Source organism: Clostridia bacterium (assembly GCA_034926675.1).
In the GTDB taxonomy this organism is placed as follows: domain Bacteria; phylum Bacillota; class DTU025; order DTU025; family DTU025; genus JAYFQW01.
This window is the reverse complement of the sequence record JAYFQW010000016.1, coordinates 1-12,326: the sequence shown is the minus strand read 5'-3', so window position 1 is coordinate 12,326 and position 12,326 is coordinate 1. Positions and strand designations below refer to the sequence as shown.

At 57.2% G+C, this 12,326-nt stretch carries 10 protein-coding genes and 1 pseudogene; 10 read left to right on the top strand and 1 reads right to left on the bottom strand.

Annotated elements, in window-relative coordinates; all coding sequences use genetic code 11:
• The first annotated feature begins 8 nt into the window (after window positions 1-8).
• The 9 genes from ugpC (at window position 9) to VB144_05505 (ending at window position 9,961) form a co-directional block, all read left to right on the top strand.
• Window positions 9-1,118 (top strand): sn-glycerol-3-phosphate ABC transporter ATP-binding protein UgpC, encoded by a 1,110-nt coding sequence (gene ugpC, locus VB144_05545; protein MEA4883108.1) that lies wholly within the window; start codon window positions 9-11, stop codon window positions 1,116-1,118.
• A 27-nt stretch (window positions 1,119-1,145) separates the two neighbouring features.
• Window positions 1,146-3,560 (top strand): CehA/McbA family metallohydrolase, encoded by a 2,415-nt coding sequence (locus VB144_05540; GenBank protein ID MEA4883107.1) that lies wholly within the window; start codon window positions 1,146-1,148, stop codon window positions 3,558-3,560.
• 6 nt (window positions 3,561-3,566) lie between these two features.
• The gene (murQ, locus tag VB144_05535) at window positions 3,567-4,475 is read left to right on the top strand and encodes an N-acetylmuramic acid 6-phosphate etherase (GenBank protein MEA4883106.1); all 909 of its coding nucleotides are present in this window, start codon (window positions 3,567-3,569) and stop codon (window positions 4,473-4,475) included.
• The gene (locus VB144_05530) at window positions 4,429-5,694 is read left to right on the top strand and encodes an anhydro-N-acetylmuramic acid kinase (protein MEA4883105.1); all 1,266 of its coding nucleotides are present in this window, start codon (window positions 4,429-4,431) and stop codon (window positions 5,692-5,694) included. Before murQ ends, VB144_05530 begins: the two co-directional genes overlap by 47 nt.
• Window positions 5,673-6,383 carry a hypothetical protein gene (locus VB144_05525; GenBank protein ID MEA4883104.1) on the top strand — a complete coding sequence of 237 codons (711 nt, stop codon included), beginning with the start codon at window positions 5,673-5,675 and terminating at the stop codon, window positions 6,381-6,383. Before VB144_05530 ends, VB144_05525 begins: the two co-directional genes overlap by 22 nt.
• Window positions 6,376-6,660 carry a hypothetical protein gene (locus VB144_05520; GenBank protein ID MEA4883103.1) on the top strand — a complete coding sequence of 95 codons (285 nt, stop codon included), beginning with the start codon at window positions 6,376-6,378 and terminating at the stop codon, window positions 6,658-6,660. The genes VB144_05525 and VB144_05520 overlap by 8 nt, the downstream gene beginning before the upstream one ends.
• Window positions 6,661-6,729: 69 nt before the next feature.
• A complete protein-coding gene (locus VB144_05515; GenBank protein ID MEA4883102.1) occupies window positions 6,730-7,542 on the top strand; it encodes an electron transfer flavoprotein subunit beta/FixA family protein in 813 nt (270 codons plus the stop codon).
• Complete coding sequence (locus tag VB144_05510; GenBank protein MEA4883101.1) at window positions 7,542-8,534, top strand: electron transfer flavoprotein subunit alpha/FixB family protein; 993 nt, start codon at window positions 7,542-7,544, stop codon at window positions 8,532-8,534. The genes VB144_05515 and VB144_05510 overlap by 1 nt, the downstream gene beginning before the upstream one ends.
• 5 nt (window positions 8,535-8,539) lie before the next feature.
• Window positions 8,540-9,961, top strand: a complete 1,422-nt coding sequence (locus tag VB144_05505) for an FAD-linked oxidase C-terminal domain-containing protein (GenBank protein ID MEA4883100.1) — start codon at window positions 8,540-8,542, stop codon at window positions 9,959-9,961.
• Window positions 9,962-10,605: 644 nt separating this feature from the next.
• Here VB144_05505 and VB144_05500 read toward each other — a convergent pair.
• Window positions 10,606-10,773, bottom strand: a pseudogene (locus tag VB144_05500) (PocR ligand-binding domain-containing protein).
• A gap of 764 nt (window positions 10,774-11,537) precedes the next feature.
• On the opposite strand from VB144_05500, the gene VB144_05495 reads away from it, so the two are divergent.
• Window positions 11,538-12,083, top strand: a complete 546-nt coding sequence (locus tag VB144_05495) for an XRE family transcriptional regulator (GenBank protein MEA4883099.1) — start codon at window positions 11,538-11,540, stop codon at window positions 12,081-12,083.
• The last annotated feature ends 243 nt before the right edge of the window (window positions 12,084-12,326 follow it).

Here is a 12,326-nt window from a genome sequence, read left to right as displayed (position 1 = left end):
GGTTTACAATGGGCGAGATAGTATTTGGGAACGTATCAAAAGAGTTTCGCGACGAGAAGCGCGGTTTCGTGCTTGCGGTGAACGACGCGAGTTTCACCATACGTGACAAGGAGTTTGTGGCCATTGTTGGGCCATCAGGGTGCGGCAAGACCACATCGCTTAGGATGATCGCTGGGCTTGAGCGGCAGACCAGCGGCAACATATATATTGATGGGCGCCTGGTGAACGATCTCCACCCCAAGGATAGAGATATCGCCATGGTGTTTCAGGACTACGCATTGTACCCGCACATGACAGTGTACGAGAACATGTCATTTGGACTGAAGAATCTGAGATTTCCCAAGGCCGAGATTGATCAGAAGGTACAAGAGGCAGCCAGGATGATGGGGATTGAGGAGCTACTAGATCGAAAGCCCAGGGAGTTAAGCGGCGGGCAGCGGCAGAGGGTTGCGGTGGGGCGCTCCATCGTTCGCCAGCCCAAGGTGTTCCTGTTTGATGAACCCCTCTCCAACCTCGATGCGAAGCTTAGGATCCAGATGAGAGTGGAACTGGCTGAGCTGCACAAACGGCTTCAGACCACTATCGTGTATGTTACACACGATCAGGTGGAAGCGATGACTCTGGGCCAGCGTATCATCGTTATGGACCAGGGCGTGATTCAGCAGATTGCTCCACCGGATGAGCTGTATCAGCACCCTCGCAACCTGTTTGTTGCAGGTTTCATAGGCGCTCCCACGATAAACACCACCACCGTGGCGTACGACGGCGAGAAGATAGTCAGCCCCGATCTTACTGCCGAGGTTCCAGAGGCCATTCGCGCAAGGCTTGGCGGTTTCGTAGGCTGTGATGTGATACTTGGCGTTCGCTCAGAAGACATTCACGACGCTCAGATCAGCCTTGTGCAGGGGTGTGAGGCGAGGCTTGCTGCGAGAGTCAAGGTGGTGGAGTATCTTGGCGCCCAGAAACTCGCCTACTTCCAGCTGAACGGCAAAACGTTCACGGCGCAGTTGCCTGCCGCCAGCAAAGTGGAATCCAGTGCCCCCTGGACGTTCGTAGTCGATCTCGGCAAGGCTCAGCTGTTCAACCCTGAAGACGGCAGGGCGCTGTTGCACGACTGACGCGCATTGAGAATTGGAGGGCTCATCTTGGCATCGAAGCAGAAGGTATTCGCGCAGGTCAGGGAGGATCTGGAGCCTGCAGTCGGGTTGCGCCACTTCCCGGTCCAGCGTGTTGAGGATGATCACTACAGAATAAGCGTCAGTCGCAGCCTAGGCCAGGAGGCCATCGATACCGACGCCGATAGCGCCATAGATGACCAGGGCGGATTGTGCGTGGCGTGGACGCGCACCGTTGAAGCCCAATCAAGCATCATAGCAGCGCGCGTGGCAGGCGATTCGGTATCTGAGCCAGTCGTTGTGAGCAGTAGGGCAGGGGCTGAGGGTTCTCCCAGAATCGCGCACATCAGTTCAGCCGGCTACGGCGTCGCCTATGTGGTCTGGGCGGCGCGAAGGGACGCTTCATGGCTGCTGTTGGGATGCGAAATAGCGTTGCAGGACGGCCGCCTGGTTGTGGGAACAGAGGAGGTGCTGGATCACTCGTGTGAGGGGGTTCGGGCTCCCGCCATCGCGCTTGTGCCGACGGCGACACGCTGCGGCCACGCACTGGTTGTTGCCTGGGAGCGGGTGGAGGCGGGGCGAAGGCGCGTAGCGTGGCGGGCACGGCTCAGCACTGGTTGGACTGCCTGTGACCAGCTAGACGCAGTTGATCAGGCACAGTGCTTCAGGCCTGCCGTATCTTCGGGTGCAGCGGGCGAGGTGCAGATTGCGTACGATGTTGCTCTAGGCGGCGCTTACAACGTGACCATTGTGCGACTACCCCTTGATCAGAAGGATGTGGGCGATGAAACTGCGACTCGCGGCAAGTCCATAGAGGCAAATGCCACCCGTGCCAATTCCATGCACCCTGCGATTCTCCGCGATGGCACAGGCAGCACGTGGCTGGCCTACACTAGCAACCGCAGGCCCGATCGAGATGGTGATCTGGTCAAATGGATCCGGCTGTACCGCGTCACAGATTCTGGCCAGGTGGAAGTGCCCTATGCTCCTCAAACCGATGTGAGCATGGATTCCACCGGGGAGGATCAGGGATGGGAGTTTCCATCTATCATAGATGATGCCCAGGGTCGCATATGGGTGTTCGGCCGTTCGGCACATTCATTCCACTGCCAGTACTGGGATGGCTGCAGCTGGAGCCATCGGGTAGATTTCACTCTGAATGCCTGGGGCAAGAGGGGAAAACACATCTCGGTGAACCGTGCGCCGGACGGCCTGATATGGCTGGTGTACGAGGGCCCTCGCTACCTCGAAATCGCCAAGCTAGCCACCTGGGCGAAGGGCGACATCACACGAACTGAGCCTGGAACCAGGCCTGTGGCGGAAGCTGACTATGCAGGTGCTAGCACCTGGGTGGAGCGTGCTGAACGTGAAAGCCCTGGCGATTACGGTGCGCGCGGTTACAAGTTGTACTTCGGCGACATTCATTCACACAGCTATCATTCTGATGGCACAGGCGATGCCGATGAGTTCTTCATGCGATGCCGTGATCTCTTGGGGATGGACTTCTGCGCACTCACCGATCATGAGTACTTCTGCCAGAAGTCGATAGCGGGCTACACATGGGCTGAGATATGTCAGGCAGCGGCTTCACTCAACTCGCCCGGCGAGTTTGTGGTGTTTCCCGGCTATGAATGGACTGGAAATGCGCATCCCGGGCCAGGGCACAAGCACGTGGTCTACCCGTACGACTATCCGCCTCTGTTCACCAAGGCGGATTCTGCCTACGATGATGATCACTCCCACGATTTCGCTATCCAGGTCAGAAAATCGGGAGGGCTCTCAATACCTCACCATACTGCCTGGTCAGGCGTTGACAGGCAGTACCATGATGCAGATATTGAACCCATCATGGAGATCTGCTCAGCACATGGCGCCAACGAGTTCCTCCAGATACGGCCGATCCCGCCTAGGGACGATAGATACTTCGAGGGCTACTTCACACAGGATCTTTACAGGCAAGGGCTCAAGTTCGGGCTCGTCGGGGGCACTGATAACCACGGGCTGCTGTGGCACCACGGCACATCCTGGACCAGCAATACCTCCATCAGCGGGCTCACAGCAGTGTACGCAAGGGATCTGACGCGTGAGGCCATATGGGAGGCGCTGCTTTCCAGGCGGACCTATGCTACGAGCGGCGCCCAGGTTGTGCTGGGATTCAGCATCAATGGTCACCTAATGGGCTCTGAGGTCAAGTTGGGCAATGACGATTCAGTGAGCCTCAGCATACAAGTGAGGGGTACTTCGCCGTTGTGCAAGGTGACAGTGGTGAAAGACTGCTCTGACTATCGGGAATACCGCCCAGAAGACTGCCGTTTTGACGCGGAGTTTGATGACGCAGCGCCTGAGGATGGCGAGACAGTGTACTACATCCGAGTGGTGCAGAATGACGGACACATGGCGTGGAGCAGCCCAATATGGGTTGTGACATCGCCTAAAAGGACGTGAGCGGTTGTGACCATTACGGAGAGTCGAAATCCAAATGCCCGTGAACTTGACTCTCTTTCCGTCAGGGACATCCTGCAGATCATGAATGATGAAGACAAGCTCGTGGCAGATGCAGTTGAGCTTGTGTTGGATGACGTGGCCCGAGCCATCGAACTGGTGGTTGGCTCGCTCAAGTCGGGAGGACGACTGATCTATGCAGGCGCCGGAACCAGTGGTCGCCTTGCGCTGCTAGATGCGGCCGAGTGCCCGCCAACTTTCGGCACTCCGCCCGATCTAGTGCAGGTGCTGATGGCTGGAGGAGTTTCAGCCGTGGAACGCGCGCAGGAAGGAACTGAAGACGATTACGAGCTGGGTATGGAAGACGCCAGGGCGCGCGGCATCAACGCGAATGACGCTGTTGTAGGCATATCGGCCAGTGGAAGCGCCAGATACGTGATGGGTGTTCTGGGCTATGCGAAGTCGGTTGGGGCGTCAATCATTGGATTGACCTGCAATCCATCGTCAAGCATTCGCGACATGGTAGACGTTTCAATAGCACCCATTGTGGGGCCAGAGGTGATCATGGGATCCAGCAGGCTGAAAGCGGGAACGGCTCAGAAAATGGTGCTCAACATGATAAGCACCGCCTCCATGGTCAGACTTGGGCGGATTTATCAGGATCTCATGATAGAGCTTCGTCCGGTCAATGCCAAGCTGACCAGGCGCGTGAAGAAAATCGCATCGATCGCGGCTGATATCGATGAGGACGCGGCCACGCGCTACATTGAACAGGCCAATGGCGACCTCAAACTCGCCGTGATAATGGCCAAAACCGGCCTGGATCTTGAGGAGGCAAGGGTGCGCCTGGCGAGGGCCGGGAGTAGCGTTCGTGCTGCGCTTGAGAAGGAGTTCACCAAGAGCGGGGGTGAATGCTGAGTTGCGTGAGCCTGTGCGAGTTGTGGGTCTCATGTCGGGCACGTCGGCCGATGGGATTGATGCGGCCCTTGTCCAGATAGAGGAGCGCTCGGAAGCAGAAGGGTTGGCAATCACTACCCTGGCTTACGTAGCCACACCCTACGAAGCGCAGCTCCGAGACGAAGTCTTTGAGCTGTTTTCTTCGTCGACTTCGACAGTAGACAAGATATGCCGTATGAACGTAGTGTTAGGGGAGGAGTTCGCTAGGGCCACGCTCGGGGTGATCGGCGCCGCAGGCCTCAGCCCTGAGCAGGTTCATCTTGTAGGGTGCCATGGTCAGACCATTCATCACCTTCCGGCGAGCCATGCCACTTTGCAGATTGGCGAAGCCGCAGTAATAGCCCAGCGCACCGGGATCACCACTGTATCCAATTTCCGTGCCCGCGACATGGCCGCGGGCGGCGAAGGCGCGCCGCTAGTTCCGTATTTCGATTGGCTTATGTTCAGGCATCCCGAGCGCACGCGTGTTCTGCAGAACATTGGTGGAATCGCCAACATGACGGTGCTTCCGAAGGGATGCTGCCTGCAGGATGTTTACGCGTTCGATAACGGCCCGGGCAACATGATAATCGATTACATTGTCAGCTCCATAACCGATGGAAAGATGCGCTACGATGAAGATGGAGCTATGGCTAAGAGAGGCCGGATCCACCGGGAACTCCTCAATGAGCTCATGTCGAACGAGTTCGTGCTGCGGAAACCGCCCAAGACCAGTGGACGAGAGGAATTCGGAGCAGAGTTCACGCAGGATCTCATGGGCAGGTGGAAAGGGCGGGGCGTGCCAGATGAAGACATGGTGGCAACTGCCACCGCCTTCACTGCACAGGCCATTGTGTGGCACCTCAAGGAGTTCGTCATGTCCCGAAGCGGGCTGGATGAGGTGATTGTGAGCGGCGGCGGCGCCCTGAACTCTGTCCTGATGAGGATGATAGGCGATGGAATCGCTCCGGTCAGAGTGGTTCGAGCGGAGGACTATGGAATGTCAAGCGATGGCAAGGAAGCTATAGCCTTCGCTGTTCTGGCGTATGAAACGGTACGGGGCCGCGCGGCAAATGTGCCTGGGGCCACCGGAGCCTCTCAGCCAGTGCTTCTTGGCTGTATAACCCCGGGCCGATTGGGATGCGATCTCATGGGAGCCTTGCGATCAGAGGTGGAAGCATGTCGTCGAAGCAACCGGTAGTCAGTGTAAGCATGGTTCTCAAACGAGCTGCACGGGCCATATATGAGAACCTGCTCATGTGCGTGGCCGTGAGTGCAGTATGGGGCCTTCCAATTATGCCTGGTGTGTTCCAGATCAAGATGCCGTTTGCAGGTGCGTACGTTACGTTCGTCTCACTCATGTGTATTGTGCCTGCCGCCAGGTACACTCATCTAGCTATTCGCTGCAAGCGCACCCTACATGCGGAGTTTTGGCCTACACTGCCCAAAGCGGTTGGCCAGGGCGCCTTGCTCGGGCTAATGGGGTGCATAGTGTACACCATCCTCTACAGCAGCTGGTGGTATTACAGGTCTGACCCCGGCACGCTAAGGTTCATCCTTGCCATGGTTCAAACCTACATGCTGGCTGTTTTCTCAATGTCGCTGGTATATGTGCCTTCGGTGCTCGCCATTACACGGTGTAGATTCCGCGAAGCAGTGCTAACCTCTTTTCGACTCTTCTTCACATCCACAGCCTACTCCCTGCTCCTGTGGCTTCAAATAACAGCTCTCGCTGCATTTCTGCTGGCCACGACCATTGGTTTCCTGATACTGTTTGCAGGCATAGCAGCTCTGATCGTGAATGTTGCCTGTGAAGAGCTGCTGCGAGATCCTCCCGACAACGCTCCCGACCATGGCAAGCAGGGAAAGGAGCCCAATGCAGTTGAGTAGGGCTGACCGAGTGGGGTTGATCGTGGGAGTAGGCGGCGGTCAGACGTCCACACGTTGTGCCGTATGTTCCACTGGAGGGGCATGCATTTCATACGTGGAGGCGCCCGACTGCGGCAGGATTGTGGACGAGATCGAGGGCCCCGGAGCCCCCAACAAGATGCTGGCCCTGGTGGAACAGGCCCTGCAGATGGCGGGGGCCGCGCCTGATGATGTGAGCTGCCTGTGGCTGGGCATGACGGGGGTTCCGGGCCCGGATTCGCGCCCATGGCATGCCTGATGGCGGTTTCATGCAAACACTGCGGCATACACTAACGGAACAATGCAATGAACGGAGCAGATGTGTGGAATGAGGCTGTTTGTGCTTATCAAGCAGGTTCCGGGCACGGCTAATGTGAAGATGGACGAGCAGACCGGAACCATGATTCGAACTGAGAACGAGAACGTGATCAATCCGCTGGACGAGAACGCTCTTGAAGCGGCCCTGAGCCTGCGTCGGCAGGTCCCTGGAACTAGGGTTGTAGCGCTCAGCATGGGGCCTCGCCCTGCCATGGCCGCCCTGCGCGAGGCTGTGGCCATGGGCGCCGATGAGGCGGTGTTGCTCAGCGATAGGTCGTTTGCAGGATCCGACACCATGGCCACCGCAGCAACTCTTGCCGCTGGGATCAGGCATCTGGCAGGCGGCGAGATGAACCCCGACGATCTAGTTCTTTGCGGTGAGAGGGCTACCGATGGAGAAACCGGGCAGGTTGGCTCGATGGTTGCCTCCCTGCTCAATACGCCTGTGTGCACGTACGTCCGACGCATTGAACTCGGCGACGGAACTGTGAAAGTCGAACGCATTGTGGAGGACGGATTCGAGAGGGTAAGGCTAACCCTTCCGGCTGTGCTCACCGTGGTCAAAGACGTGAACCAGCCTGGTTTCCCAACGCTTACAGGCAAGCTGGCGGCCAGGAACGCCCAGATACCAGTGCTCGGTCCTGATGAGCTGGGCCTTTCGAGAGACCGTCTTGGCCTTGGCGGTTCGCCCACCAGAGTAGTGAGCGTGTTCAGGCCCAAGTTCTCCAGAGCTACAGTGCTTCATCAGCAGGATAACTCGGGAAAAGCAGCAGACGCCTTAGTTGAGTTCCTCAACCAACGTGGCCTGGATCTGGGTAGGTGATGAGAATGAGTGTATTGGTGCTCGCAGAACAACGCAGCGGATTTGTGCATCCTACAACGTATGAACTACTGGCACGTGCGCGTCGCCTCGCCGACAAGCTCGGGTGTGATGTGGGTTGCGTCGTGATAGGGTGTGACCCTGGCGACGCAGCGCAGGAGGTTATCTTCCGCGGCGCTGATGTGGTTTATGTTGTTAATGAACCAGGTGTGACCTGGTCGCTGCCGGGCCCTCAATCCAGGGCGCTGCAGCGAGTGATTGAGCACGTCAGGCCGGAAGTGGTCGTGGCGGCTGCCACCACTACGGGCCGCACGGTCATGCCGCTAGTGGCAGCCAGGCTCTGGACGGGCCTTACGGCCGACTGTACAGAGCTTGACATCGACGACGAGGAGAAGCTGCTGTTACAGACGCGTCCGGCGATCGGCGGCAACATCATGGCGACTATCAAGACCCCTGTATGCAGGCCGCAGATGGCTACGGTTCGCCCCAAGTCGGCGAGGCCCCTGCCGCGCGACGCCTCGCGCCGCGGCAATGTGGTGAGCTTGAGCATACCCGCGTGTGACGTAGACCGCGGCGACGAGAAGCTGATCGAACTGGTCAAAGACACGACTCAGGAAGTGAACGTACAGGATGCAGAGATCGTCGTGGCCGGCGGCAAAGGTGTGAAGAACCGAGATGGATTCCGGCTGATTGAGGAGCTCGCGGAATTGCTGGGCGCTGGTGTTGGAGCCACCAGAGACGTCGTGGATCTGGGCTGGGCCAGCTACCCGCATCAGATAGGGCTGTCGGGCAAGACAGTGTCGCCCCGGATTTACATTGCGGTAGGCATATCCGGTGCAGTGCAGCATTTGGCGGGTATGCAAACTGCCGAGACCATCGTAGCCATCAACAAGGACAAGGATGCTCAGATATTCAAGGTGGCTGATTTCGGAATAGTGGGCGACTTGCTTGAGGTGGTTCCTGATATAATGTCGCGGCTTAGAACCGGGAGGTAACGCCTGTGTCATGCTACAGCAAGGTAGATCAAAGAATAGTTGACGAGCTCATTTCCATCGTGGGAAGCGTAGGCGTTACTACTGAAGCCGACAAGATGGCTGCTTACGCCCACGATGAAACATCAGAGGCGGAATACTGCCGCATGCCCGAAGCCGTGGTCAAACCGGAGAACACCGAGCAGGTCGCTCAGATACTTCGGCTGGCCAATCGAGAGATGATCCCTGTCACCCCCAGAGGTTCGGGAACAGGGCTCTCTGCCGGATGCGTGCCCACGCATGGCGGCATAGTCATGTCTATGGAACGCATGAATCGAATTATCGAGATCGATACGCAGAACCTGTTCATAGTCGTAGAGCCTGGCGTGACCACAGGCGAGGTGCAGCGCAGGGCGAAAGAGGCGGGCCTGCTCTACGCTGGTGACCCCTGCTCCGCCGAAAGCTCGCAGATAGGCGGAAATGTGGCTGAAAACGCAGGGGGCAACAAGGCGGTTCGCTACGGCGTTACCAGCAGATACGTGTATGGGCTGGAGGTTGTGCTTCCGGGCGGTGACGTAATGACAGTTGGCGGCAAGTGTGTCAAGGACGTTACAGGATATGACCTTGTGAAGCTGTTCGTGGGTTCCGAGGGCACGCTGGGCGTTGTCACCAGAATATGGCTCAAGCTACTGCCCCTATCCAAGTTCAAGGTGGACTTGCTAGCGCCTTTCGATGACATGCAAACAGCCATCGACGTAGTTCCACGCATAATGACTGCCAGCGGCGTTGTGCCAACATCCGTCGAATTCATGGACAGCCTTTCGATCAAGGCGGCGGCTGAGTATCTCAATGCTTCGTTGCCCCACGCCGATGCAGGCGCCTACATCATTATCGAGCTCGAGGCCAACTCGCAACAGCAGGTAGAGGCTGATTACGAGACCGTAGGCAAGCTTCTGATGGAGCATGGGGCGCTGGAGGTGTATGTGGCCGATAACCTCTCCACATCTCAACGGATCTGGCAGGCACGCAAGTGTGTGGCTGAAGCACTCAGAATGGTCAGCCCCGTATACTGCATGGAAGACATCACCGTACCGACATCTGAGATACCTGGGCTCATAGCCGACATAGCTCAAATCGCGGGCAGGTACGGTGTGACCATACCCTGCTTCGGCCACGCAGGCGACGGCAACATCCATGCTACTCTTCTCAAACAGGGCATGGACGATTCCCGTTGGAACGAGTGCAAGCGACATATCCTGCAGGAGATGTACGAGGCCACTTACCGGCGTGGAGGCAACCTCTCAGGCGAACACGGCATAGGAGCAAAGCGCCTTCAGCATTACGAGAAGTTCGGCGATCCTGTTGCCCTGGGTGTCATCAGGTCGATAAAGGCTGCCTTGGATCCCAACCTCATACTCAATCCCGGCAAGATCGTGGCAGAAGGCGTTTGACATGGCTTGGGCGAGGATAGTCTGAGCAGTTGCGTGCGATCAATGCTGGATTCCACATTGAGCACCCTTGCACGCTCAACCCCTGAGTTTTCAGAGGTTGAGCGTTTCTCGTGGGATTCTGATGCAAACCGACGGTGATACTCCTATGGCTTGGAACATCCTGTAAGTGAACACCCTTGATTCGGATAGCACTTGGCTGCCGTCAGAGCATGCGAGAACGTAATACCAGCTAGACAACTTGTGCTCCCACGCACAAGAAGGTCTGCCGGGCACCATTCTGCGCCCGGGCGACAGCCCGCACAACAGCGTCCACGGAATGGGTATGGATGGCGCCACAACCTACATCGGATGTAGGCGAAGAAGTTGAATGCCTATGCCGAATGCACAATGGCGGCGCTAGGCCCCGCGTTCGGGCAACTCCGTGCCCAACTATGTGCCCCACAAGGACTACTTGATCATGCTTGAAGAGGGCCTAACTACAGGCTCTGGATCTGTATTGTCATACACACACGTGCGCCTACACGTGCATCCATCACAGGCGTTGAACGTGCTGAGCCGGGCCGGCGGCTTTCGCGCAATGGGGAACAGTGATGATATGGACTTCACAGGGGCCATGACCATGGATTCGGACAGGGCGACCCCGATTACGTCAGGGCCATTACTTCTTTGAGAAAATCCCCGTCAGGCTCCCACATGATCGTCTGCCCACACACTGCCGAACCCAGGAGTATCCCGTCGGCTGCCAGCGGCGCCGCCCAGCATACCAGTGCAGCATGGCACTGGAATACGTGCATGTCGCCGATGGCCATGGCCTGTTTGCCCGCCTCGGGGGGCGTAGTGGGGCGTGCTTCCTACAGCCAGTCTTATGCATGCCGGTACGATGTCGGTACGGAATTCGTACTGGGTTGTCATGTGACCAGTACGAAATGCGTACGCCCCTAGGCCTCATTCGCCGAAAATCGGGTCTGGCGGACCGAAATCGAACCACAAAACGGGAATCATGGTCCAAAATCCGGCCTGCAGTGCTCTTGTTGGGGGCAATTACGCGGTTTCTAGAGACCGTCCACTGGTTTTGCCTTCAGCGCAGTACGGAATCCGTGCAGGTGTCCGGTGTTGCCTGTACGAAATCCGTACTGGGTCTCTGAGAAACTAGGTGCGCTGGCCGAGGATGCATACAGGTCGCTCAATGAGGCGCCGCACATGTCTCTCGACCGGAAGGGCCCCCTATCCACGGCTCTTCAGCCGTGGCTCAGTTGAAACGCGCGGAAAGAGCGACAGCCTCATCGCACTCTCCACAGACTATCCACGGCTGAGGAGCCGGGTGACCGAATGAAATCGTAACAGGTGGCCGGATGTTATCGCAGTACGCATCCAAAGGGGAGTTCCCCGAGCATTTTCGATGTGAAGTTGTGCCTGATGAGGGACGCGCTGCGGTCATGATTCAGCCGAAGTGGCAACTCTCCCGCCTGCCATGCAGGCAAACCACAAATAAACGATGTGACGCAGAAGGAATTTCACTAGAGCTGTAGAAACATCAAAATATTAACCTATACTGAAAAGGTGACGTGATCGGAACATGACGGAAATAGGCGACAAGATCAGGACGCTGAGGAAATCGAAGGCCATGACAATAACGCAGTTGGCCAACATCACCGGGCTATCTGCAAGCCTTCTGAGCCAGATAGAAACGGGCAAGACATCTCCATCTATTGCAACGTTGCGCAAGATCGCCATGGCTCTTGAGACGTCACTGGTGCAGTTTTTCGAGGGTGATCAGAACACCGACATCGTGGTGAGGAAGGGTCGGCGGAAGTTCCTGGGGCAAGAGGGATCACAGATAAGATACCAGCTACTGTCTCCAGACCTTAACCGCATGATGGAACCGGTGCTCCTCGAACTAGAACCCGGCGAGTCAGACTTTGAGGGTCCAGCCCTAACTCACAGGGGCGAGGAGTGCATGTACGTGATGGAAGGGAGGCTCAAGTTCGAGCTTAGCGGGGTGCTGAGCGTCCTGGATGCAGGCGACTCAGTATACTTTGACGCGAGCATGGGCCACAGAATCGCCAATGGGTCTGATGAGAAGACGGTAGTTATCGGCGTGGTAACGCCGCCGTCATTCTGATGTCGGGGAATCAAACAAACGGAAGGTGCATGCGAATGAATGCCGCTGAGTTGAAGCAAAGAGTCAAACAAGGGAAACAGGCAGTAGGAACATGGGTGCAGATTAAGGTGGACCCCTTTGTCAAGACACTGTTAATGGGTTTGCTAAGCAACGCCCTCCATACTTCGTAATGGTCACTACGGTCCGCGCTATGGCCTGTCGGGCCGTCAAGCGGATCCGGGCGGGCTCCGGCTCCAACATGTC

What these genes read in the sequence shown, in the direction of transcription:
- ugpC (MEA4883108.1), top strand. Translation starts at nt 9, where the DNA reads ATGGGCGAGATAGTATTTGGGAACGTATCAAAAGAGTTTCGCGACGAG.
- VB144_05525 (MEA4883104.1), top strand. Translation starts at nt 5,673, where the DNA reads ATGTCGTCGAAGCAACCGGTAGTCAGTGTAAGCATGGTTCTCAAACGA.
- VB144_05515 (MEA4883102.1), top strand. Translation starts at nt 6,730, where the DNA reads ATGAGGCTGTTTGTGCTTATCAAGCAGGTTCCGGGCACGGCTAATGTG.
- VB144_05510 (MEA4883101.1), top strand. Translation starts at nt 7,542, where the DNA reads ATGAGAATGAGTGTATTGGTGCTCGCAGAACAACGCAGCGGATTTGTG.
- VB144_05495 (MEA4883099.1), top strand. Translation starts at nt 11,538, where the DNA reads ATGACGGAAATAGGCGACAAGATCAGGACGCTGAGGAAATCGAAGGCC.